23 protein-coding genes are annotated in these 22,763 nt (G+C 58.1%); 19 read left to right on the top strand and 4 right to left on the bottom strand.

Going from position 1 to position 22,763, the window contains the following annotated elements:
* Positions 1-1,225: heavy metal translocating P-type ATPase (locus V7651_RS13700; RefSeq protein WP_335613472.1), on the top strand; the 1,225-nt coding region annotated here is incomplete at its 5' end.
* 330 nt (positions 1,226-1,555) lie between these two features.
* Here the strand turns inward: V7651_RS13700 and V7651_RS13695 are convergent.
* Positions 1,556-1,831, bottom strand: a complete 276-nt coding sequence (locus V7651_RS13695) for a metal-sensitive transcriptional regulator (protein ID WP_335592529.1) — start codon at positions 1,829-1,831, stop codon at positions 1,556-1,558.
* 569 nt (positions 1,832-2,400) lie between these two features.
* Between V7651_RS13695 and V7651_RS13690 the strand changes: the two genes are divergently transcribed.
* The 18 genes from V7651_RS13690 (at position 2,401) to V7651_RS13605 (ending at position 20,397) form a co-directional block, all read left to right on the top strand.
* Complete coding sequence (locus V7651_RS13690) at positions 2,401-2,832, top strand: copper-binding protein (protein WP_335592528.1); 432 nt, start codon at positions 2,401-2,403, stop codon at positions 2,830-2,832.
* A gap of 72 nt (positions 2,833-2,904) precedes the next feature.
* Complete coding sequence (locus tag V7651_RS13685) at positions 2,905-4,914, top strand: copper resistance system multicopper oxidase (RefSeq protein ID WP_335613471.1); 2,010 nt, start codon at positions 2,905-2,907, stop codon at positions 4,912-4,914.
* Positions 4,914-5,747 (top strand): copper resistance protein B, encoded by an 834-nt coding sequence (locus V7651_RS13680; RefSeq protein ID WP_335613470.1) that lies wholly within the window; start codon positions 4,914-4,916, stop codon positions 5,745-5,747. Before V7651_RS13685 ends, V7651_RS13680 begins: the two co-directional genes overlap by 1 nt.
* A gap of 10 nt (positions 5,748-5,757) precedes the next feature.
* Positions 5,758-6,843 carry a DUF2231 domain-containing protein gene (locus V7651_RS13675; RefSeq protein ID WP_035541599.1) on the top strand — a complete coding sequence of 362 codons (1,086 nt, stop codon included), beginning with the start codon at positions 5,758-5,760 and terminating at the stop codon, positions 6,841-6,843.
* A 296-nt stretch (positions 6,844-7,139) separates the two neighbouring features.
* Positions 7,140-7,493, top strand: a complete 354-nt coding sequence (locus V7651_RS13670; protein ID WP_035541596.1) for a hypothetical protein — start codon at positions 7,140-7,142, stop codon at positions 7,491-7,493.
* Positions 7,490-8,215: a helix-turn-helix domain-containing protein gene (locus tag V7651_RS13665; protein ID WP_335613469.1), complete on the top strand. Its 726-nt coding sequence runs from the start codon at positions 7,490-7,492 to the stop codon at positions 8,213-8,215. The genes V7651_RS13670 and V7651_RS13665 overlap by 4 nt, the downstream gene beginning before the upstream one ends.
* A gap of 79 nt (positions 8,216-8,294) precedes the next feature.
* Positions 8,295-9,140: a sterol desaturase family protein gene (locus V7651_RS13660; protein ID WP_335613476.1), complete on the top strand. Its 846-nt coding sequence runs from the start codon at positions 8,295-8,297 to the stop codon at positions 9,138-9,140.
* 98 nt (positions 9,141-9,238) lie between these two features.
* Positions 9,239-9,490 (top strand): DUF5676 family membrane protein, encoded by a 252-nt coding sequence (locus V7651_RS13655; RefSeq protein ID WP_335613468.1) that lies wholly within the window; start codon positions 9,239-9,241, stop codon positions 9,488-9,490.
* A gap of 109 nt (positions 9,491-9,599) precedes the next feature.
* A complete protein-coding gene (locus V7651_RS13650) occupies positions 9,600-11,861 on the top strand; it encodes a copper-transporting P-type ATPase (RefSeq protein WP_335613467.1) in 2,262 nt (753 codons plus the stop codon).
* 17 nt (positions 11,862-11,878) lie between these two features.
* On the top strand, positions 11,879-12,376 hold the full coding sequence (locus tag V7651_RS13645) for a DUF411 domain-containing protein (RefSeq protein WP_035541791.1): 498 nt from the start codon (positions 11,879-11,881) through the stop codon (positions 12,374-12,376).
* Positions 12,373-13,704: an APC family permease gene (locus V7651_RS13640; protein WP_335613466.1), complete on the top strand. Its 1,332-nt coding sequence runs from the start codon at positions 12,373-12,375 to the stop codon at positions 13,702-13,704. Before V7651_RS13645 ends, V7651_RS13640 begins: the two co-directional genes overlap by 4 nt.
* A 21-nt stretch (positions 13,705-13,725) precedes the next feature.
* Entirely contained in the window at positions 13,726-14,154 is a 429-nt protein-coding gene (locus V7651_RS13635; RefSeq protein ID WP_035541797.1) for a hypothetical protein, read from the top strand.
* Positions 14,151-14,579 carry a potassium channel family protein gene (locus V7651_RS13630; RefSeq protein ID WP_035541800.1) on the top strand — a complete coding sequence of 143 codons (429 nt, stop codon included), beginning with the start codon at positions 14,151-14,153 and terminating at the stop codon, positions 14,577-14,579. The genes V7651_RS13635 and V7651_RS13630 overlap by 4 nt, the downstream gene beginning before the upstream one ends.
* A gap of 109 nt (positions 14,580-14,688) precedes the next feature.
* Positions 14,689-15,690, top strand: coding sequence for an HlyD family secretion protein (locus V7651_RS13625; protein WP_035541803.1), 1,002 nt, complete (start codon positions 14,689-14,691; stop codon positions 15,688-15,690).
* A gap of 2 nt (positions 15,691-15,692) precedes the next feature.
* Entirely contained in the window at positions 15,693-17,426 is a 1,734-nt protein-coding gene (locus tag V7651_RS13620) for an ATP-binding cassette domain-containing protein (RefSeq protein WP_241767097.1), read from the top strand.
* Positions 17,423-18,565 (top strand): ABC transporter permease, encoded by a 1,143-nt coding sequence (locus V7651_RS13615; protein WP_335613465.1) that lies wholly within the window; start codon positions 17,423-17,425, stop codon positions 18,563-18,565. Before V7651_RS13620 ends, V7651_RS13615 begins: the two co-directional genes overlap by 4 nt.
* A 4-nt stretch (positions 18,566-18,569) precedes the next feature.
* Positions 18,570-19,676, top strand: coding sequence for an ABC transporter permease (locus V7651_RS13610; RefSeq protein WP_335613464.1), 1,107 nt, complete (start codon positions 18,570-18,572; stop codon positions 19,674-19,676).
* 31 nt (positions 19,677-19,707) lie between these two features.
* Entirely contained in the window at positions 19,708-20,397 is a 690-nt protein-coding gene (locus V7651_RS13605) for a DUF6629 family protein (RefSeq protein ID WP_335592523.1), read from the top strand.
* A 71-nt stretch (positions 20,398-20,468) separates the two neighbouring features.
* Here V7651_RS13605 and V7651_RS13600 read toward each other — a convergent pair whose 3' ends face one another.
* The 3 genes from V7651_RS13600 to V7651_RS13590 all read right to left on the bottom strand — a co-directional run bounded on the left by V7651_RS13600 (position 20,469) and on the right by V7651_RS13590 (position 22,698).
* On the bottom strand, positions 20,469-21,074 hold the full coding sequence (locus V7651_RS13600) for a TonB-dependent receptor (RefSeq protein WP_335592522.1): 606 nt from the start codon (positions 21,072-21,074) through the stop codon (positions 20,469-20,471).
* A gap of 371 nt (positions 21,075-21,445) precedes the next feature.
* A complete protein-coding gene (locus V7651_RS13595) occupies positions 21,446-21,943 on the bottom strand; it encodes an acyl-CoA thioesterase (protein ID WP_335613463.1) in 498 nt (165 codons plus the stop codon).
* A 5-nt stretch (positions 21,944-21,948) separates the two neighbouring features.
* Positions 21,949-22,698 carry an AlbA family DNA-binding domain-containing protein gene (locus V7651_RS13590; RefSeq protein WP_335592520.1) on the bottom strand — a complete coding sequence of 250 codons (750 nt, stop codon included), beginning with the start codon at positions 22,696-22,698 and terminating at the stop codon, positions 21,949-21,951.
* Positions 22,699-22,763: the final 65 nt, after the last annotated feature.

Below are 22,763 nucleotides of genomic sequence, written 5' to 3'. Positions count from 1 at the left end.
GCCAACCCAAAGCTTTACGAAACAGTTTGAGCGGATTTTCGTGCCGTTGATCATCCTGTTGGCCGTCATCACATCTCTCGCTTTTCTGTTTCTGGATGAAGCGCCGTCGGACAGCTTCTACCGCGCCATGGCCGTTCTGGTTGCGGCCAGTCCGTGCGCGCTGGCGATCGCGACACCAAGCGCAATCCTGTCTGGCGTCGCCCGTGCGGCGCGTGGAGGCGTTCTCATCAAGGGCGGAGCACCGCTCGAAGCGCTTGGACGCGTCGATGCCATTGCATTTGACAAGACCGGCACCCTTACCGAGGGCGATCCCCGCCTCGTTGATATCGCGCCCTATGGCGACGCGACCGAAGCGGAATTGCTGACGGTGAGCGCCGCCGTGGAAGCGCTCAGCGATCATCCCCTCGCCCAGGCCGTTGTGCGCGATGCCAGGACACGCCTGAACACCGTCTTCAGCGCGGCGACAGATTTCTCCAGTGTCACCGGACGTGGCGTTTCAGCAAAGTTTGAGGGCAAGACCGTTCATATCGGAAAGTCCGCTTTGTTTGATGAAATTGATGGACCGCCGGTACCATCTGACCTCGCTTCCCGTGTCACCGAAATGGCCGCTCAAGGCCGCACGACCATGATTGTCAGGCAGGGCGATCGTTATCTTGGCGCCATCGGCCTGATGGATACCCCGCGCGCGTCCGCCAAAGCCGTGATCGCGCGACTACGAAATATCGGTATACGCCGTATGATGATGATATCCGGCGACAATCAGAATGTCGCCGGTGCCGTTGCACGAAGTGTCGGCCTTGACGAGGCCTTTGGCGACCTGATGCCAGATGACAAAGTGACAAGGATCAGGGCCCTGAAAGCCGAAGGCGGTGTCGCCATGGTCGGAGACGGCGTGAACGATGCGCCCGCGATGGCCAATGCGACTGTCGGTATTGCCATGGGTGCAGCCGGATCAGATGTCGCGCTCGAAACGGCCGATATTGCCTTGATGGCTGATGATTTGGAAACACTGCCGTTCGCGGTGGGCCTCAGCCGTGCAACGCGCCGGATCATCCGACAGAATCTCTGGGCAAGTCTTGGCGTTGTGGCGTTTCTGGTGCCAGCCACCTTACTTGGTCTCGGTATCGGCCCAGCCGTTATTGCGCATGAAGGATCAACCCTGATCGTTGTCCTCAATGCGCTTCGGCTTCTTGCGTTCAAAGAGCGAAAGGAACCAGAGGCATGATCAGAGTTCGCAGGAAACTGTTTCACGCGTCGGCGTCACAATGGCGAACGACGCTGCTTTTGCTCGCGACATGGGTCGGCCTTGGTGCCGGGATCAGTGGGTGTGCTACAATTGCAGGCAGCACCAAGCCTCTGACAGATTTTGAGCGAGCGGCTATACGCACCGAATGTGGAAATTATCCGGTATCGCGAATTCGCGCTGGCGGCGCCGGCAGGAAGTATCGCTACCTTGCCTGCAAACAGACCGTTCTGGACCGCGAGAGCGGCCAAACAGCTGCGTCATCAATTGTTGACTAAGCCGATCTGTGGACATCGGCGGGGTTGATACAACTTACTTCCTGCGTCCGCCGAGAACAGCGACCAGTTCTTGAACCTTCTCCCGTCGTTCGGCGAGATTGTCACCGGTGAGCGCTGTCTCGACGCACGTCGCCAGATGATCCTCCAGGATCGCTTTTTCCACTCCCCCAAGCGCGGCCTTGATCGCCTGAACCTGGCGTACGACATCGATGCAATACCGGTCTTCTGCGATCATCTTCGATACGCCGCGTACCTGACCTTCAATCCGGGCGAGGCGCTTTGTGGCAGCGTCGCGTGTAGCGTCTTTCATGAAATATACCTCCGCAGGGTATATAGGACCGAATAATTCCATGACAATGGTGATGGCGGCACTGCGAAGAGCGCAGCGTTTTGCAGATGCACCAGACACCGTTGAGCGCGGCAGAATCTACTGATGGGGACGCCCGGCAATACAATCGATGCTGCGTTTCACGGAAGGCTGACGTGTCGAAGCTCTGGAGTTGGCATTAACGCCTTGTCCATTGGCGCTTCATACGCTCGGATTCCGGTTCGATTTTGGCAACCTGGAAAGGCCCTTCCTCTTTTTGGCGCGCCCCATATATGGAGCTGATGAGACGCAAGCCCTCATGCCGCAGGAAGGGACACGGCCCCTCTCGGTGGAATTGGCAGATTGTCTTGAGGGGGACGGGCTTCTCTTACGTAATAATGCGTATCGCCAGCTCTTCGGAACAGGAAACCCGCTTTGCTCCCGCATCATAGATACATATTTCCTTGCCGACCTGCATATCTAAGCGAATTCTGCTGTGATGGATTTTCTGGCGACGGTTTTGACTTTCCCGAGTTCCTTCCCCCTCCCCTGCTCTCACCCTGGAGACATTGATGAACCAACAACTCAAATCGATCAGTTACCTTGCAACGGCGCTCGCGATGTTCGCCGGGGCCGCATATGCGCAGATGCCAGGCGACAAAATGGATCATGCCAGGATGGATATGCCGGCAAGCGCAGACCTGCGCACATCCCATATGTTTGAAGGTGTCGGAAACGTCGTCGCAATTGATCTCGAAAACCGAAAGATCGGTCTGGATCACGGTCCCGTCCCTGCCCTTCACTGGCCTGCGATGAAGATGGCCTTCAGCGTGCTCGACAGTGTCGACCTGTCCTCGGTCAAACCGGGTGACCGGGTTCAGTTTACGCTGCATAAAGTCGAGAACGGCCCCTATCCCATCGCTGAGATATGCTTGACCAGCAACACGGAGATCAGTCCCGGCCTCTGTGCGGCAGAGCCCCGGGCCGGTCATGCCACACACTAGACCGGCGACGGCCATCACGGCGGCTCCGGCGATGCACACTATTGTCAGACAAATGAAATCAGGGCGTACAATATGATAAACAGACGGAATCTGCTCCAATCAGGTGTGGGCGCGGGACTGGCGCTCGGCGTATCCGGTATACTGCCTGCCTGGGCTCGGAGCGCGCGCGAAGGCAATCTCGGAATTCCCGCACTTTCAGGCAAGGACTTCGATCTTTCGATCTCTTCATTCCCGGTACGGATTAATGGAAAAACCGGCATGGCGACGGGCATTAACGGCTCAGTCCCTGGCCCGCTTGTCCGGTTCAGGGAGGGTGACGATATCAGCGTCAACGTCACGAACATGCTGACGGAGGATACGTCAATTCACTGGCACGGACTGCTTGTCCCATTCCATATGGACGGTGTTCCCGGCATTGCCTTCCCAGGCATCAAGCCCGGAGAGACCTTTAACTACAAATGGAACCTCGCTCAAAACGGCACCTATTGGTATCATTCACACTCCGGACTTCAGGAGCAGCTCGGTCATTACGGGCCTTTGATCATCGATCCTAAGGATGCCGATCCGGTGGCCTATGACCGCGAATACGTACTTGTCCTCTCCGACTGGAGTTTCGAAAGCCCGCACCGGATCTTCTCCAAACTGAAAAAAGCAGGACCGACCTACAACTTCCAGCAGCGAACGGTCGGCGATTTCTTCGAAGACGTTTCGGAAAAGGGATTTGGTCAGACCCTTCAGGATCGCGCCATGTGGAACCAGATGCGGATGTCACAGACCGACTGGGCAGACGTCACGGCGGCGACCTATACTTATCTGATCAATGGTCGCTCCACTCAGGACAACTGGGACGCCTTATTCGTGCCTGGCGAACGCGTGCGTTTGCGCATCATCAACGGATCGGCCATGTCGATTTTCAACTTCAGAATTCCCGGTTTGGCGATGACTGTCGTTGCGTCTGACGGTCTGAACGTGAAGCCGGTGGAGACGGACGAGTTCCAGATTGGCGTAGCTGAAACTTACGATGTGATCGTCGAACCGACAGAAGCGCGGGCCTTTGCAATGGTCGCGGAATCGATTGACCGGTCGGGCCAGGTCGTCGCGACGCTTGCGCCGCAACAGGGCATGCGCGCGGCCCCGCCGGAAATGCGTGAGCCCGTCTTGCTGACAATGAAGGACATGGGAATGGGCGGCATGGATCATGGTGCCATGCCAGACATGCAGAACATGGACCCTGCCCCCATGCCAGGAATGGAAGGCATGGACCACAGTATGATGCCGGGGATGGACCACAGCGCGATGCCCGGGATGGAAGGGATGGACCACAGCGCGATGCCCGGGATGGAAGGGATGGACCACAGCGCGATGCCGGGTATGGAACATGGCGGGATGTCCGGCATGGAACCCATGGGGTCCATGGACAACCTGGCATCCGGCGTGGAGCGCGGTCCGGGTGTGGTTGGAATTGCCATGAACCCGGTCAACCGCCTTGATGAGCCCGGACAGGGGCTCGGCAATGTCGACCATCGCGTTCTGCGGTATTCACAGCTTCGTAGCCTCGATCGCAATCCTGATCTTCGTGCGCCTGAACGCGAAATCGAACTGCATCTGACCAGCAACATGGAACGGTATATGTGGTCATTTGACGGGGTCAGATTTGCGCACATCAAGGAGCCGATCAAGTTCTACAAGGGTGAGCGGCTGCGGCTGACCATGATAAATGATACGATGATGCCCCATCCGATCCACCTGCACGGCATGTTCTTCGATGTCGTGAACGGGGGAAACGATCACAAGCCGCGTAAACACACGATCGTTGTCAAACCCGGTGAGAAACTCTCGGTCGACATCTCAGCCGAGCATGTCGGCGACTGGGCGTTCCACTGCCACCTTCTCTACCACATGCACGCCGGCATGATGCAGGTCGTCTCGGTTCTGGACGAGCCAAATCCCTATGCGAGCTCAATGCCGGACATGATGAATATGGAAGGAATGGAGATGGAAGGCATGGACCATAGCAAGATGGATCACTCTGGAATGACCGGCATGGATATGCCGGATATGCACACCGGGGAGAAAAATTGATGCGTATCAAGATCGTTTCTACCATCGCTGCCGGTGTGGCTTTATCGAGTTTTACATTCGGAATGCCCGCATTCGCCCAACAAGAAGGCAATCAAAAAGGGATGCAGACCAGCAAAGAGCCGCTCTGGTCGCAGGCAGATGCCTATTATGACGCTTTGGAGATGGCTAAAGCCCGCGAAGACGTTTTGGACGAGGGCGGCGCTCAGCCAACCTATTACGTTCTGTTCAACCAGCTGGAAGCTCAGAGCGCTGACGGCCGCGATGACCTCTATTGGAATGGACAGGCCTGGTATGGGGGCGATATCAACAAGATCTGGTTCAAGACAGAAGGCAAGTCGTCGTTGAACAATGGCGATGTTGAGGATGCTGAATTACAGGCCCTCTACTCCCGGGCGATTGCCCCGTACTGGAACCTCCAGGCAGGCCTTCGGCACGACTTCAAACCGGACGGCCTGGATTATGCTGTCATTGGCGTGCAGGGCCTGGCTCCATACTTCTTCGAAATAGATGTGTCTGCGTTCCTGAGCACTGAAGGGGATGTCTCGGCGCGAGCAGAGATCGAGTATGACCTGCTTCTGACGCAGAGGCTCATCCTCCAGCCCCGTATTGAGGCCAATCTCTCCCTACAGGACATTCCCGAGAGAATGTTGGGAGCGGGCCTCAACAACATAGATGCGGGTCTGCGGCTTCGTTACGAGATCAAACGCGAATTCGCGCCATATATCGGCGTCGAATGGCAAGGCAATTTCGGCGACACGAAAAATTTCATCCAAGCGACTGGAGGCGAGACGGACAAAACCGTCTTTGTCGCTGGCGTTCGAACCTGGTTTTAGGAGAACCAAAATGAACAGTCTCATCGAACCCAATATTCACCCCATTCTGGTTCACTTTGCATACGCCTTGTCGATTACGGCAGTCGCCGCCTACCTGCTCTCCAGGTTTCCCCCCGCTTCCAGATGGCGCGATACGCTCGCGCCTGCTGCCGACTGGATGCTGGCCTTTGGCGCGCTTGCGATCATCGCAACGATCATTGCCGGGCTGCAGGCCTACTACACGGTGGACCATGACGCGCCATCGCATGCGGCAATGACGACCCATCGAAACTGGGCCGTCCCTTCAGGAAGCGCGATCATTCTTCTGGCGATATGGCGCTGGACCAACCGGGGAAAGGCTGCATCAGCTGTTTTCATTGCAGGCCTGACAGCAGCGGCGCTGGCTTTGACCGTAACGGCCTGGTGGGGCGGCACGATTGTCTACAGCTATGGTCTCGGCGTTAAAAGTCTACCGACAGTAACCGGTGACGGGCATGACCACGATCATGGTGGCGGCACGCCAACAATGCCCGAAGACCACGACATGAGTACGATGGACGCCATTGGACCAGAAGACGATGATCATGGCGCCGCTGGCGGAATGGCCGGGACGACGGGCCATGACAATTCTGACGGCCACCACGCGCCGGCTCCCGCCGCGCATGACGCTGGCGATGGCCATCATGACACCGAAAGTTCTGTTCCCGCCGGCATCGTTCCGGAAACACCAGGCACACCTGCCGGTGTGGTTGACGCGTTCCACAGCGCGCTCAAATCCGGTGACAGCAAGACCATAAGCGGGCTGACAGACCCAGCTGTGATTATAGCAGAGGGGGGCAGTGTCGAACGGTCCCTGGAAGTATATGCCGGTCACCATATGCCAGCCGACATGGCCTATACGGCGGCGGTCTCGTTTGACCTGAAGGACCGCCAGGTGCTCCAGTCCGGCGACATGGCGACGGTGATTTCGCAGTCCGACGCCACCGGCACCTACGAAGGCAAGGCGATCCACATGCAAACCATGGAAACGATGGTCCTGCAGCGCGAAGGTGGCACCTGGAAGATCACCCATATCCACTGGTCGTCTTCGCCGGTCACCGACGATCATTCACACTGATCGATGACGCAGGCAGATCGCAATTCCGTCTACAATCCGAATGCGGATGTTCATGGCCTGATAGGGGTGGGTTCGTTGCATGCTGGCTTTATCGCCGCGAAACGCATTTTGTTGCGGGCAAAGGGACGAGAGGCCGATCGTCCGCCTGATCGGGCCAGAGGATGGATTGCGATCAGCGGGTTCTTCGTCCTGGCCGCACGGACAATGCCCCGGCCAATCGTTGGGCAATCAATACAGGGGCACACGTTTCGAAGGCCCACGTCCCGACCGTGTTCAGATTCAGTCGGCGTCGTTCGATGACCGATCCGTGGGTCGCGCTTCATGCAAGCCTTCTGGCAGCGCAATCGGTATTTCAAAGGGTTATGACGGCGCCCCGGAGTTCGCCCCTGGATCGCAGGATCAGCGAAATGGGATTCATGTCGGCAGATATCGGCGTACTGTTTGCGGAGACCCCGGGTCTCTTTGCTGGCGCCGCCTCGGAGAATACCGCCACCCTGGTCGAGGCGATAGCGGGCGTGTTCGCCGGTTTGAAACAAGCCGGCAGTCGAACGAGCGGATCGGATATGGAGGACATCGCGGCCGTATGCGACATGAGCGAAACCGCGATCAGCGAATTTCTCAGCAAGATCACCCAGGCGCAATCCCCATGAGTGCGCGCGCGTGGTCTGGCGCTTTGGTGATTGGGGTCGGCTGGGCAATGCTTGACGCGCAGATCGGCGAAAATGACGGGCATGCGCATTTAGCCCATCAGATCATACTTGGTCTGGATGGCGCGGTCGTGATCACAGCCGCGAGCGAGATAACCGCGCCAAAAGGTAAAGCTGTACTGATCCCCGCAGGGCAAACACATGCGGTCGGTCCGAAAGGACGCCAGACGCGCTCAGTCTATGTTGATCCACGGTTCTCAGGGGTCAGAAATGATCTGAAAGACGGTCCCCTGGTCTTCCTTCATGATGATGTGTCTGCAGCTCTGAGAGATATTGGCAATGCAGACCAGGCGCGCCACTGGGCCAGAATGTTTGCAGGACGCTTGCCCGGCTCTGCGATAGATGCACGCCTGCAGACCGCGTTTGACAATGCCGACGCGCTCGTCAGCCCGGCGGCACTGGCGCGCGCCCTGTCGCTGTCACCAGGCCGGCTGCGTGACATCGTGATGTCAGATTTCGGGGTGCCGCCAAGCAAGCTTCTGCAATGGCTGCAATTGCTTGGCGCCGCAAAAGCGCTTGAGGCGTCGGCCAGCCTGGCTGATGCCGCTGCTGCGGGCGGGTTCTCAGACCAAGCGCATTTCACGCGGCGACTGCGGCAATGGTTCGGCGTGACCCCGAAAGTCGGCCTATCTGGTCTGGAGGTCTCCATTGATGACCCCATCTGAACCGTTAACCCATTCAAGACCCGGTTCGGCGTTCAGGCCACTGACGCTCTCCAAATCAAGGAGAGTCGCCATCTTGTCCGTGTTCAAGCGTCTGTATGCCCCAACCTTCTTTCTTGGCTTTCTCGCCGCCGCTCTGACGTTGGCGGGAACGGGGGGATCGCTTATCTGGCTGCCCGCGCTGGTGGTCGTGGCCATCTTAACGTCTTGCCTGGCCGAGAGGATCGCTCCGCACGAACCGGTCTGGAACAAGCCGGATCATGACCGCGTCCGCGACATATGCCATGCCGTGGTCAATGAGGGCACGATTATTGTATTGGTCGTTCTGCTTGCGGTCTTTGCGGCGGTCATACCTTGGGCACCTCTCTGGCCTTCAAGTCTCCCGCTATGGGCTGACGTCGCGCTGTCGATCATTATGCTTGATACCGGAATTACGCTGGTCCATTTCGCCAGTCATCGGGTGAGCTTGCTTTGGCGTTTCCATGCCGTTCATCACTCGGTGAAACGCATGTATGGCTTTAATGGCCAGCTCAAGCATCCCGTCCGCCAAACTCTGGAAATCATGGGCGGCACCCTTCCCTGGCTATTGCTCGGTATTCCGACCGAAGTCGCTGCGATAGCAACCTTTGCAGTCGCTGTGCAGCTGCTGTTGCAGCATTCCAATGTCGACATGAAGATCGGACCTCTCAAATATGTCTGGGCAGTCGCCCCGGTTCACCGTCACCACCATGTCGCGTCGGGGCAGGACGGCGACGTCAATTTCGGGCTCTTCCTCACACTCTGGGATTTGCTGCTTGGCACGGCGCGCTTCTCATCGTGCGACGGGGCACGTGCCGGCGCAATCGGGATCCATGGCCGGCCAGATTATCCAGCCGCCTATGCCGCTCAGTTCGTCGAACCCTTTCGCCAAGTAGAAATACGGAGTTGAATATACCCCTATAGGGTATTATGTATGTATCGACCCTGATACCAGGTCGCCCGCTCCATGCCTCAAGTGGAGCGTCACAGGCAAAGAAGGAATTTACAATGCGCCTCATCCCGACCGGACATGCCCTGTCCAGTTTTCTCGCCCTGACATTTACGATCTGTATCGCGTGGGGGCTCGTCGCCCCGGCTGATCTGCATATGCACGGCGCATGGGAGCAGTTGCTTCCGGGATTCAAATTCATATCGGTGTCGAGCTTCTTTCTCGGGCTTGTCGAGGCCTATCTCTATGGCTGGTATATCGCGCTCGTCTTCGTGCCACTCTACCGACTGTTCAATCGCCAACGTGCCTAGCGCGGACCTTTAATATCCTCCTCTTTGAAACTGCCCGCAATATTCAGGCGCTGGATCAAGGAAGGGGACGCGCAACGAAACACTTCAACCACACCCCGGAGGGGCGGACATGACTGATACTGATCACAAGAATCACGCGCACGAACATCATGAACATCAACATCACGGCGCTGGTCATGATTGCTGTCATGCCGGGGGCGACACTGATGCGGGTGCCGACGGAAAATATGATCTTGTGCCGCCGGCGTATTCCGGCACTGTCTACACGTGCCCCATGCATCCCAACGTTCGCGATGTACGCAATTCCGGCTGTCCAATATGCGGCATGGCGCTCGAACCTGAAGGCATCGTCGTCGGTGAGGAGGACACATCCGAACTCGACGACATGACACGTCGGTTCTGGATTAGCGCAATCTTCACCGTCCCGCTTGCCATCTACGCTATGGGCGACCTCATCCCGGGCAAACCGCTCGAAGGTCTGTTGCCCGCCGGTTGGGCGCAATGGGCCCAGTTCGCACTGGCGGTTCCTGTCGTGCTCTGGGGCGGATGGCCCTTCTTCCAACGCGGCGCGCGCTCCCTCCGGACGATGAACCTCAACATGTTCACACTCATCTCGCTCGGCGTTGGCGTTGCCTTCATCTTTTCGCTCGTTGCGACGGCCCTTCCGGGCATCTTCCCGCATGCGTTCCGTAACGAAGCGGGCGAAGTTTCTGTCTATTTTGAAGCAGCGGCGGTCATCACGACGCTTGTCCTTCTCGGGCAGGTGCTTGAGCTGCGGGCCCGCAGTGCCACGTCAGGCGCGATCCGTGCGCTTCTGGAACTCACGCCGCCAACGGCCAATCGGATCATGGCGGATGGCCAGGACGAGGAAGTCTCTGTTGATGACATTCAGGCCGGCGACCGTCTGCGCGTTCGCCCCGGCGAGAAAGTCCCGGTCGATGGCGAGGTTGCTGAGGGCCGGTCGAATGTCGACGAGTCCATGATCACGGGCGAACCCATTCCAGTGGAGAAAGCAACAGGCGATCCGGTCACCGGCGGCACCGTGAATGGCACGGGTTCGTTTGTCATGGCGGCGACCCGCGTTGGAGCGGATACGATGCTGTCTCAGATTGTGCGCATGGTCGCCGAAGCCCAGCGCTCGCGTGCACCGATCCAGAAGCTCGCCGACACTGTGGCGGGCCTGTTTGTTCCGGTGGTTGTTCTGACCGCTATTGTCACTTTCATCGTCTGGGCGGTTTTCGGGCCACATCCGGCCATGGCATTCGCAATCGTTAATGCGGTCGCTGTGCTCATCATCGCATGTCCCTGCGCGCTGGGTCTTGCGACGCCAATGTCGATCATGGTCGCGACCGGAAAGGGCGCTCAGTCTGGCATTCTGATCAAGAACGCTGAAGCGCTCGAGACGCTGGAAAAAGTCGATACAATTGTCGTCGACAAAACAGGCACGCTCACAGAGGGCAAGCCCAAACTCGTGACAGTCGAACCAGCCGAAGGTCTCGCTGAGGCAGACTTCCTCTCTTATGCCGCCGCGATTGAACGCGGCAGCGAGCACCCGCTGGCCCAGGCCATCGTCAATGGCGCCGAAGAACGCGGGGCGGTACGCCTCGCCGCTTCAGACTTCGAATCCGTCACCGGCGAAGGCGCGCAAGGGCGCGTCGATGGCAAACTGCTTGCAATCGGCAATGCAAAGATGATGCGCCGGGTCGGCGCATTTGACGACGCGTTGAAAGCCCGCGCCGAATCCTATCGCCGCGAAGGTCAGACGGTGATGTTCGTCGCGCTGGATGGCAAACCGGCCGGGCTGATCGGTGTTGCCGACCCGATCAAGGCGACAACGCCTGATGCCATTGCAGCCCTGCACAAGGCTGGCATGAAAGTCGTCATGCTGACCGGTGACAGCCAGGCGACAGCCGAAGCCGTGGCGCGTCAGATTGGCATTGACGCGGTCCATGCGGATGTCTCACCAGAAGACAAGAACCGGATCATACGCGAACTCCAGTCCCAGGGCGCCATTGTCGCCATGTGCGGCGACGGGATCAATGACGCCCCTGCCCTGGCACAGGCTGATGTCGGGATCGCGATGGGAACGGGTACGGATGTCGCGATGGAAAGCGCCAGTGTGACCCTGGTCAAAGGCGATCTTCGCGGCGTTGCACGCGCGCAACGCCTCAGCCACGCGACAATGGGCAATATTCGCCAGAATCTGTTCTTTGCTTTCGTGTACAACTCGCTTGGTGTGCCGGTTGCCGCGGGCGTTCTCTATCCCTTCTTCGGCCTGCTCCTCAGTCCGGTTATCGCCGCCGCTGCGATGAGCCTGAGCTCGGTCTCGGTCATCGCCAATGCGCTTCGTTTGCGATCCGTAAAACTGTAATTTGAAAGGTTACTCTCATGTCAAAATGGATTCTTGGATCCCTGGGCGCGGCAGTCTTCGCCCTCGTGGCTGGATTTGTCTTCATGGTCGGAACCGCCGGTCCGGCGAATGCGCAGGCCATTACGGTCTACAAGACGCCCTGGTGCGGGTGTTGCACGGCCTGGGTCAAACACCTTCAGCGCGACGGCCTGGACGTCCGCGTCATCGAACGCGAGGACCTGACCCCAGTGCGGGCCTCGCTTGGCGTGCCCGACCAACTTGCATCCTGCCACACCGCCGAGATTGATGGGTATGCGATCGAAGGCCATGTCCCGGCCGCAGACATTCGAAGGCTGCTGAAAGAACGTCCGGCCGCAGCGGGACTATCTGTGCCTGGCATGCCGATGGGCTCGCCGGGGATGGAAACACCAAATTCACCCGATGCCTATGATGTGATCCTGTTCGATGGTGAGGCGCAAAGCGTATTTGCCAGCTATGTTGGCCGTTTCCCAGCCGAGCAGGCAGCGGACCAATGACGTCCGAAACCTATAAGAAAGGTTCGCTAAGCCTCGCTGGCACCGTCGCGATGGGGACCGGCGTCATGATCGGCGCTGGTATCTTTGCCCTCACGGGCCAGGTTGCGCAATTTTCCGGTCCCGGTTTCCCGCTAGCCTTTCTGATTGCGGCCTTCATCAGCGGGTTCAGCGCCTACACCTATATCAAGATGTCGAACAAATACCCGTCGGCAGGCGGCATCGCGATGATCCTGCAGAAGGCGTATGGGCCAACCACGATTGCCGCCGCCAGCGCGCTCCTGATGACCATGTCCATGATTATCAATGAAAGCCTCGTCGCGCGTACCTTTGGGGCCTACACATTGCAGCTCTTCGATGTCGCTAAAGACAGCGTTCTGGTGCCGGTGCTTGCAGTCGGGTTAATCGTCTTTGCTTTTGTGATCAACATATCCGGCAACAAGATTATCGGCGGCGTGTCCAAAGTCGCGGCCGTGCTCAAAGTCGGCGGGATACTGGTCTTTGCTGGCGCAGCGCTCTGGGCGTCAGGCCTCTCCTTCGAAGCGGCGTCGTCTGCGACCACTGAGCAGACCGGCCCCGCTGGCTTCCTTGCCGGTGTCGCGCTTGCGATCCTGGCCTTTAAAGGCTTCACGACGATCACGAATAGCGGCGACGAGGTCCAGAACCCCAACAAGAATGTCGGCCGGGCGATCATCTGGTCGCTGGCCATCTGCCTCGTCGTTTATATGGCTGTGGCACTGGCCGTCGGCTCTTCGCTGACACTGGAAGAGATTGTTGCGGCCAAGGACTTTTCATTGGCCGAAGCCTCGCGCCCGGCCTTTGGCGATCGTGGCGTGGCGTTTACCGTGATCATCGCGATCATAGCCACAGCGTCCGGACTTCTGGCCAGCGTGTTCGCCGTCTCACGCATGCTCGCCATGCTGACGAATATGAACCTGATCCCGCACAAGCATTTTGGCATGTCCGGTGGCATCCAGACGCATACGCTCGTCTACACCGTCGTGCTCGCTGCCTTTCTGGCCGCCTTCTTCGATCTTGGCCGGATCGCCTCACTCGGCGCGATCTACTATCTGGTCATGGATATCATCATCCATTACGGCGTGCTGCGGTATTTGCGCGAGGATGTCGGCGCCCGCGCCTGGGTCCTGATCGCCGCCATTCTGTTCGACTTGATCGCGCTTGGCGCATTCCTCTTCATCAAGGCCAGTGCTGACCCGATGATCGTCGTCATCGCACTGGGTTCCATGGCGGCAATCTTTGCCTTCGAAGCCCTCTATCTGAGGCGGATCCGCGACAAGGAGGCGCCCGATCATGCGCACTCAGATTCGTGACCTTCCGGGGATACATATCTGATGCGCCTGCTCGATCGCCCCATAATCTGGATTGTGATCTTCGGCGCCCTCACAGCATTTGTGTGGGAAGCTTTGCAGATGCCATTCTATGCAATGGATCACCTTAGTCACCGGCAGATGATCATGACCTGCGCCCTCGCATCTATCGCGGATGCCGGTCTGATGGCGCTCGCTTACGGTCTTGCGCTGCGGTTTGGGTCGCCAGGCGTCTCGAATCCCATGCCGCTCCTGATCTATGCCGGCGCCGGGTTGGCCGCGATTGCGCTGGTCGAACAGGTCATGGTCAGCGCATCCTGGGGCTGGCGCTATAGCAAAGCCATGCCGGTCATTCCCTGCACGAATATCGGCATTGTCCCAATCTTGATGTGGATCATGGTTCCCTTGTTAACACTCTGGATGGCGCGGCGCATGACGAGGCCCGCATCATGATCCTGGCTATTCTTATCACCAGTTTCACCTTCGTGCTGTCAGGCGCCTTGCATTACGTGATCGTCTCAAGCGCGATCCGGCACCTTGGTGCGGCCACCTGGCATCGCGGCCGCAAACTCGTTGTTGCGCTTTGCGTGTCTGGTATCGCGCATGTCGTGGCGGCCAGTCTTTACGCCCTCGCATATGGTGCAGGCCGCGTGTTGGGCATTGGCGATCTGAGCAGCGAGACGCCTGCAAGCGCGATGGATGTCTTTTACTTCTCACTGGTCAGCTACACCTCGCTCGGCCTCGGCGATATCGTCCCAACCGGACACTTGCGGCTGATCGCAGGCGTCGAAGCCCTGAACGGGTTCCTGCTTATCAGCTGCTCGGCAGCCATGCTGTTCCTGTTCATGATGGATGAGGACAAGGCTAAATCACCATGAACCGTTCGCAACACGTTTTTGTACACCAGAACCTGAAACGCTCTGTCCGATTCTGCGTCATTCAGGGAATGACCGCAGCCAGACGTATTATGGGGAGAAGGGGACGCGAATGACTCGCCATTTCAAGCGCTACGGCCTGATTGCTATCGTCATTGTCTTCCTTGCGGCGGCGATCCTCGGATGGACACGGATTCAGTCCCCCCACGAAGAGCAGGGTCATATTGAAGTCTTGGGCAATGTCGATGTGCGCCAGGTCAATCTTGGATTCAAAATCCCCGGACGGCTTGCCGAGATGAAGGTTGAGGAGGGCGACCAGGTCGCCGCTGGTGACGTGATCGCGGCGCTTGAACCGGTTGACTATGATAATGAAGTCAAATTGGCCCAGGCGCGCGTCGCAAGATCACAGGCAGCGCTGAATGTGCTGCTCGCTGGCGCGCGGCCCCAGGAAATCGCACAAGCCGAAGCGCTGCTGGCTGAGGCTGAAGCGGCGCTGAAAGTGGCCGAATCGACACTTTCACGGCAAATCTACCTCGCTGAACGCGACATCGCCTCTCATCAGGCGCATGAGGAGGCGGAGGCGCGCCGCGGAGGCGCGGTCGCCCAGCGCGATGCTGCCTCAGAAGGCCTCGAACTCGCCCGGATCGGACCGCGAGCTGAAGACATTGATCAGGCGCGCTCGGTCCTGGCGGCTGAACAGGCAGCGTTCGCACTCGCTGAGCAACGCGCTGCCGACACGGTGCTGACCGCGCCCAATGACGGGGTCATCCTGACCCGCGTCCGTGAACCAGGTTCGATCATAGGCGCGGGAGAGACAATCTACACCCTGACCCTGACCTCTCCGGTCTGGGTGCGCGCTTACATCGAAGAACCTGATCTTGATCTGATCCAGGCCGGGATGGACGCAGAAATCCGCACAGATTCCGGACACGTCTATCACGGCCAGATCGGTTACATCTCACCCGTTGCCGAGTTCACCCCCAAAACAGTCGAGACGCGGTCATTGCGCACAAGCCTCGTCTACCGGATGCGTATTATTGCCGAAGACCCCGAAAACCGCCTCAAACAGGGCATGCCGGTTACCGTATTGCTCAGCACGGACAGGACTCATTGAGCGTGCCCGGTCCGCTCGTCCAGATTGATCGACTCACCAAGCGTTTTGCCAAGGGCGAACTGGTCGCGCTCGACGCCGTTACAGCCAGCGTCAGCGCTGGCGAAGTGACCGGCCTCGTCGGCCCGGACGGCGCCGGCAAGACAACGCTCCTGCGTCTGATCGCCGGACTGCTGGTTCCCAGTACCGGCAAAATCACCGTTCAAGGCCTTGATCCCGTCAGCGATGCCCGCGCCGTCCATCGGATTGTGTCGTACATGCCGCAACGGTTTGGTCTCTACGAGGATCTCAGCGTCCAGGAGAACCTGACGCTGTATGCCGACCTGCGCTCGGTTACAGGCGCGGACCGCGATGACGCCTTCGAACGTCTTCTGCGCTTTACCGGCCTCACGGACTTCAAGAAACGACTGGCCGGAGCACTGTCGGGAGGCATGAAACAAAAGCTCGGCCTGGCTTGCGCACTGATCAAGACACCCGATCTGCTCCTGCTGGATGAACCGAGCGTCGGAGTCGATCCAATCTCGCGGCGCGAGCTTTGGCGCATGGTCTATGATCTGGTCGAGCAGGGTATCGGGGTTGTCTGGAGCACCGCCTATCTCGATGAAGCGGAACGGTGCGCGCGCGTATTGCTCCTGAATGAGGGCTCATTGCTTTATGCAGGCTCGCCGCAAGAGCTGACCGACCGTGTCGCGGGCCGAACCTACCAGATCCGTCATATCAGCACCGATCGGCGCAAGGTTCTGAGCGAAGCGACAAAGCTTGACGGCGTGATCGATGGCGTCATTCAGGGCAGTCGCGTCCGACTGGTCCTGGCTGACGGCGCTGAACCGCCGGCCCTGGACCTGCTGGATGCTGGCGATCAGTCGGAAATGGCACTCACACCGCCGCGCTTCGAAGACGCATTCATGGATTTGATCGGAGGCGGTTTCAAGGCCAACTCGCCCTTTGCCGAACGTCAGGGCGCTGCCACCCACACGGTCGATAAAGTGGTCGAGGCGAACGCGCTGACCCGCCGGTTCGGAGACTTCATCGCCGCAGACGATATAAGTTTTGACGTCGGGCGCGGCGAGATTTTCGGCCTGATCGGACCGAACGGCGCTGGCAAGTCGACGACATTCAAAATGCTGTGCGGGTTGCTTCGGCCAAGTGCCGGCTCTGCTCGCGTTGTCGGTCTCGATCTTCAAAACGCGCCCAGCAAAGCGCGCGGGCGGATTGGCTATATGGCCCAGAAATTCTCGCTCTATGGCGATTTGAGCGTGCGCCAGAATCTGGACTTCTTTGCCGGTGTTTATGGCTTGCGCGGCCAGGTCCGCAAGGCGGCGATCGAACGTATGATCGATACGTTTGGACTATCCGATAAGCTGATCGTGAATGCGCTCAGCCTGCCGCGTGGCTATAAGCAACGTCTGGCGCTTGCCTGCGCGGTGATGCACGATCCCGACGTCCTGTTTCTTGATGAGCCGACATCTGGCGTCGATCCCCGCACACGCCGCGAGTTCTGGACCCATATCAATGCTATGGTTGCCAATGGTGTGACCATTATGGTGACGACGCACTTTCTTGACGAGGCCGAGTATTGTGATCGCATCGCTCTCATCTATCGCAGCCGGATGATCGCTTCCGGCTCGCCGGATGATCTGAAGGACAGGGCCCGCGCCCATGGTCTGGAAGACCCCACGCTCGAGGATGCCTTTATCGCGCTTGTCGAACAAAGCGATCGGGAGCGAGAAACGGCATGACACCGCACGCGCCTTTCTCGCACAAATGGCGGCGCCTGACGGGTTTGATCACCAAGGAATCGCGCCAGATTTTGCGCGATCCAAGTTCGGTTCTGATCGCGGGCGTGATGCCGCTTTTGCTTCTGTTCCTGTTTGGATATGGCGTGACCTTCGATCCACGCGAGCTCGACGTCGCGCTTGTGGTGGAGCAGCAATCATCCGAGACGGCGAGTTTTCAGGCGGCTCTTGAAAATTCGACCCTGTTCGAGATCGAAGTCGGTCCCGATCGACGCCTGTTTGAGAGAGATCTGTCGCTTGGCAAGATTGGTGGTTTGATCGTCCTGCCTGCCGATTTTTCTGCGAAGGCGTTTCGCGCGGACAGCGCACCCATCCAGGTCATCGTTGACGGGAGCGACCCGAATACCGCTTATCTCGTCAGCGGTTATGTTGAGCTCTTATGGGGTAACTGGCTGGAACAGGAATGGATTAGGCGGGGACGCCCGGCCCTGCCGCCGAGCGTGCAGCTTCAGCCGCAAGTCTGGTTCAATCCGGAAATCTCGAGCCGGAACTATCTTGTGCCAGGATCGGTTGCGATCATTTTGACGACAATTGGCGCTCTGCTTACGGCACTCGTCATCGCACGCGAATGGGAACGCGGTACGATGGAAGCGCTGCTTGCGACACCGGTTGGGATTTTCGAGTTGCTGATCGGAAAACTGGTGCCCTATTATCTGCTTGGGATGGGCTCAATGACCCTTGCGGTCTCTACCGCTGTTTGGCTGTTTGACGTGCCGTTCCGCGGGTCTCTCGGCGTCCTCGTCCTGTCTTCGTCCTTGTTCATGCTGTGCTCGCTCGGCCAGGGTTTGCTCATATCAACCCTCACCCGAAACCAGTTGGTCGCGGCGCAGGCATCGGTTCTGACCGCCTTCCTGCCTGCCTTCTATTTCTCCAATTTCGTATTTGAAATTGATAGTATGCCGTTGGCCCTGAGGCTCATCAGCTACGCGGTCCCTGCCCGCTATTATGTATCGACATTGCAAACCGAGTTTCTCGCGGGCGATGCTTGGAACGTTATCCTGACGGATCTGGCCGGGCTCGGACTCTTTGCCCTGATTGTCTTCGGTCTGACTGCGCTGACCACGCGCACGCGGCTGGAGTAGGAACATGTTTCTGCGTATCCTGTCTCTCATCATCAAGGAACTTCTCGCCAGCGCACGAGATCCCCAAACCCGGTGGGTCGTTCTCTTCTCTCCGCCTTTCCTTCTAGTTATCTATGCCTTCGCAATTACCCAGGAAATCTCCAGCGTGAATTTGGGCGTCTACACGCAGGATCGCGGCGCTGAGGCGCGTGCGCTGATCAGCAGGTTCGAGGGGTCTCCAACTTTCGAGGATATCATCTATCTGCGCAGCGACTCAGAAATCCCGGCGGCTATCGACGCGCGCTCGGTCGATCTGGTGCTACGAATCGGGCCCGACTTCTCGCGGACCCTCGAACGCGGCGAACACGCAACTGTTCAGTTGATCCTGGACGGACGCGCCTCCAATGCCGCGCAGATTTTGGCCGGGTATTCAGGCCGGATCGTGCAGGATTTCAATGAGGAAAAGGCTGCAGAACTCGGCATTCCACCGCTTGCAAAATTGGTAACCCGGGTCTGGTACAACCCCAATCTCGACCCGCTCTGGTCTGCGGTACCGGCATTGTTCGCCGTATTGACAGCCATTGTCGGGTTCATGGTCTCGGCGCTGTCGATTGCGCGTGAACGCGAGCTTGGCACATTCGAGCAACTGCTGGTTTCTCCATTGAGACCGACGGAAATCCTTATTGGAAAGGCGGTTCCTGCACTTCTGATCGGACTGGCCAGCGCAACGGCTATGCTGATCCTGGGCTGGCTGGTGCTGGATGTCCCGCTACGCGGATCATTGATCCTCCTCTATGCCAGCATGGTCGTCTATCTTGCGGCGATCATTGGGATCGGTCTGTTCATTTCGTCCCTGGCGGCGACACAGCAGCAAGCGATCATTGGCCTCTTCATCTATATGATGCCGGCTGTGTTGTTGTCGGGCTATGCAACTCCGGTCGCGAACATGCCTGATTGGCTGCAGGTTTTGAGCGAGACCAATCCGATCATGCATTTCATCGTGATTAGCAAGGCCGTCTACATGAAGGACGCGCCTGCCGAACTCTTCATCCATCACACCTGGCCCATGGCAGTGATCGCGGTCGTAACGCTCACTGCAGGTGCCTGGCTATTTCGCAGGCGCGTGTCCTGAACTACAAATAAGCAATCCGGGAGAAAATCATATGTGTCTATCAGCAGAAGTCAGTTTCATCGCCGCCGCAGGGCTCATTCCAGCAGGTATGCTCAGCATGAGGCAAGCCTGGCGGGGCGACCGGCGCTATCTGCCACTCGCAACCCTGCCGCTATTGTTTGGAATTCAACAATTGGCGGAAGGCGTGGTCTGGGTCGCCGGGTCCAGCCAGAACACCGAACTGATCGCAAGCGCCTCTCTCCTTTACATGTTTTTTTCCTGGTTGGCCTGGCCGGTCTGGATTCCGGTCTCGACCTTCGCCCTCGAACCGGCTCGGCGTAAACCCTATTTCCTCGTCTTCGTAATAGCCGGCGCGATGTTGGGCGCACTGCAATACATTCCCTATTTTGCGCACGACGGCTGGCTCAATACCCGCTTCCTGTCGCATGTGATCGTCTATGAAGGCACCGAACTCCTCGATTTTGTCGGACGCCGCGAGATTACCTATGCGATCTATGTGTCAGTTGTCATCCTGCCACTCTTATTATCATCTGTACGCGGCGTGCGTATCTTCGGCTTTCTCGCGTTTGGCGTTCTCATCACAACGTATACGTTCTTCGCATACGCCTATGTTTCGGTCTTCTGTTTCGGCGGGGCGGTCATGTCATCCTATCTGGTCTGGATGATGTACCGGGGTGACGGATCGAAACACGTCACACGGCCGCAAACAATACCTGCGTAAGCCAGACGTGATGGCGGACGTAGGTGCAGCGCTCTGGGAGTGGGTGAAGCCCGGCGCCTTCTGAGCCCCCCTCAGAAGGATAGCTCAACGCCCATCAGGAACTCAAACGGCTTTCCCGGGCGAAGACCGGCCGGGTCTATTGAGGCAACATACACGTCGTCAAAAAGGTTCTCGGCCTTGGCCCGCAGGCGGATTCTATCCGTCAGGTCAATCCATATCGCAGCATCCGCCACCCAGCGAGCCTCGATGAGTTGCGCGGCCTGGATTGCGCCCTGCCCGGCCCGTGCCCGTATATCGGACACATAGTCGGCCGACAGGTCCGCACCCCAGCGGTGGGTCTCGACACCTGCGTTCAATGTCAGCTGTTGGTCGGCCACATAAGGCAACATGTCCCCAGCGACAACATCACCCCAGGGTTCGTAGTCGCTCTCGAAACTCCGCTGGCATTCTGCATCTGTGAGCGTGTAGACGAGCTCCAGTGGGAGGGCGAAGTCGGTCCCCAAAAGGGTTGCCGCGTCCCATCTGGCTGTGACTTCCAGGCCTTGCACGTTCACTTCACCGCCGTTGAACTGGTCACCCACAATACAATCGCCGCCGAACGACGCCGTGCAGGTACCGAGCAGGTTCGAATAGTCGTTGAAATACGCGATGGCTTCCGTGCGCCATATGTCTACCAAACGTACACTATATTGAGAATGGGTTGCATTCAAATGTGTTGGGCAAATCCTCAATGCAAGTGAGTCGTATTTGCAACCAAAACGCCAGTCGTCGTCAGTTCATTCCGAACACCGCGCCTTGCGTATCCTGGCTGATTGAAGACGGTGATCCTGGAAGCAGCCATAGCAGCAGGCATTCCCTTTTGCGGGCATTATTCCGCATGCACGACATGGTGCCTGGCAGACGGCGCGTATGATGGTCCGGCCGGTATGGTCTGGCCGGGTGACTTGATTCATTCTGCCGGGTCGGACGCCACATGTCTCGCTTTCAGCGATTGTGACAACAGGTCGGTCTCCTGGATCGCTGACAATCCGGATCGGGGCATGTTCTCCTATATGATAAGCTCCGCGCGCAGCCCCGCATCCGCAACGAGGCGCCGCTGCAATCCCGGTTCAACCTGATAGGCTTTCGCGAACACATCGGGCATACGGGCGGGCTTGCCAGTGGAAAGCGCTATACAGACATATTTGGATGCGCCCAGAAGCAGTGTTTGATGATCACTTGCCCGCGCGACCTGGAAATACCGATTGGCCCGCAATCTGCCATCATTGAACGTTACCCAGTTCGCGATGATTACCCCGTCGCCAAGCCGGGCAGGCCGCTGATAAACCAGCCTTGTTTCCCGAACTGCCATACCCCGGTCCAGATCGACACAAGCTTCAGCGGGAAGTCCAACCGACGCCGAATGTTCCATGGCGCAGTCATACATCCATTTCAGATAAACTGCATTGTTCACATGGCTGAACGCATCAATGTCTGGAGCAGCGACAGTCAAGCAAGATTTAAAAGCATCGGGAAACAGGAGGCCGCTCTGCTGATCGACAGACATGACATCTACCTCCCCTTTCGCTGAATATGATCATGTGCTTCCGCGGCGTTCAACTCGCGCGTCGAATTTCCGGTGCGGACATAATATTTCGAGGTATCCGACAAGACGAGAAAGACTGGTTCTGCGGCGCGCTCTACGAGCACCCAGCATATTGTCATGTCGTCGATCTTCAGGAACCGGCACCTGATCAGCGTGCAAGCGACACCCCCCAGATACGTCTTTACTATACCCGTCAAGGCGCGCTCGAATTCATCAACTGACGGCTGCCGAAGCGTTTTAAGATCCTGTTCAATTCCGGTCAGCTCGCCTGCATCTGTCACGCCGATTAGGAGACGACCGCCTTCATGGTTCATCAATCCAGCGGTTGTCTTGGCAATGACTTGCTCAAGACTTCTATTGGTCCTCGATTCATTGATATCCCACCGCAAAGTGGATTTGAACTCGGTGAACTCGTTTTCACCTCCGGCAATGACGCTAGGCAATGCCGTTTGGAGATCCTCAAGGAGTCCTTCGGCTTTACGCAACTGAACAGATAGGGCCCGTGTCAGAACGGCAAAGACCACTCCGATTGCCGCGCCGAGTGCAGCGAAAATGGCATTCATTGCCATGAGATGGTAAACTGGCGCTCCGCTCACGCGCTCCCAGGCAAATCGGCCAAAGTCAGAATACTCTGGTGAAAACAGAGCGCCATACTCCATCCACAAGACGAGCGTAATGATGGGATGAAGGACCATGACGCCGATGACCGCGCCCATGGAGGCATAAAGCAGAAAATGCCGTACAGGACGGTAAAGTCCGATTCCAAAGCGCCCAGGAGCAC

Origin of the sequence: Hyphomonas oceanitis, from assembly GCF_036964545.1 — a bacterium.
Lineage (GTDB): Bacteria > Pseudomonadota > Alphaproteobacteria > Caulobacterales > Hyphomonadaceae > Hyphomonas > Hyphomonas oceanitis.
The sequence above is the reverse complement of the archived record's forward strand: the minus strand, read 5'-3'. Positions and strand labels throughout refer to the sequence as shown.

Bases quoted from the DNA above. Each gene is read 5' to 3' on its own strand.
- V7651_RS13595 (WP_335613463.1), bottom strand. From the start codon at position 21,943: ATGTCTGTCGATCAGCAGAGCGGCCTCCTGTTTCCCGATGCTTTTAAA.
- V7651_RS13685 (WP_335613471.1), top strand. From the start codon at position 2,905: ATGATAAACAGACGGAATCTGCTCCAATCAGGTGTGGGCGCGGGACTG.
- V7651_RS13605 (WP_335592523.1), top strand. From the start codon at position 19,708: ATGTGTCTATCAGCAGAAGTCAGTTTCATCGCCGCCGCAGGGCTCATT.
- V7651_RS13655 (WP_335613468.1), top strand. From the start codon at position 9,239: ATGCGCCTCATCCCGACCGGACATGCCCTGTCCAGTTTTCTCGCCCTG.
- V7651_RS13610 (WP_335613464.1), top strand. From the start codon at position 18,570: ATGTTTCTGCGTATCCTGTCTCTCATCATCAAGGAACTTCTCGCCAGC.
- V7651_RS13640 (WP_335613466.1), top strand. From the start codon at position 12,373: ATGACGTCCGAAACCTATAAGAAAGGTTCGCTAAGCCTCGCTGGCACC.
- V7651_RS13675 (WP_035541599.1), top strand. From the start codon at position 5,758: ATGAACAGTCTCATCGAACCCAATATTCACCCCATTCTGGTTCACTTT.
- V7651_RS13615 (WP_335613465.1), top strand. From the start codon at position 17,423: ATGACACCGCACGCGCCTTTCTCGCACAAATGGCGGCGCCTGACGGGT.
- V7651_RS13645 (WP_035541791.1), top strand. From the start codon at position 11,879: ATGTCAAAATGGATTCTTGGATCCCTGGGCGCGGCAGTCTTCGCCCTC.
- V7651_RS13690 (WP_335592528.1), top strand. From the start codon at position 2,401: ATGAACCAACAACTCAAATCGATCAGTTACCTTGCAACGGCGCTCGCG.
- V7651_RS13590 (WP_335592520.1), bottom strand. From the start codon at position 22,698: ATGGGCGCGGTCATCGGCGTCATGGTCCTTCATCCCATCATTACGCTC.
- V7651_RS13670 (WP_035541596.1), top strand. From the start codon at position 7,140: ATGACCGATCCGTGGGTCGCGCTTCATGCAAGCCTTCTGGCAGCGCAA.
- V7651_RS13635 (WP_035541797.1), top strand. From the start codon at position 13,726: ATGCGCCTGCTCGATCGCCCCATAATCTGGATTGTGATCTTCGGCGCC.
- V7651_RS13625 (WP_035541803.1), top strand. From the start codon at position 14,689: ATGACTCGCCATTTCAAGCGCTACGGCCTGATTGCTATCGTCATTGTC.
- V7651_RS13650 (WP_335613467.1), top strand. From the start codon at position 9,600: ATGACTGATACTGATCACAAGAATCACGCGCACGAACATCATGAACAT.
- V7651_RS13630 (WP_035541800.1), top strand. From the start codon at position 14,151: ATGATCCTGGCTATTCTTATCACCAGTTTCACCTTCGTGCTGTCAGGC.
- V7651_RS13665 (WP_335613469.1), top strand. From the start codon at position 7,490: ATGAGTGCGCGCGCGTGGTCTGGCGCTTTGGTGATTGGGGTCGGCTGG.
- V7651_RS13695 (WP_335592529.1), bottom strand. From the start codon at position 1,831: ATGAAAGACGCTACACGCGACGCTGCCACAAAGCGCCTCGCCCGGATT.
- V7651_RS13680 (WP_335613470.1), top strand. From the start codon at position 4,914: ATGCGTATCAAGATCGTTTCTACCATCGCTGCCGGTGTGGCTTTATCG.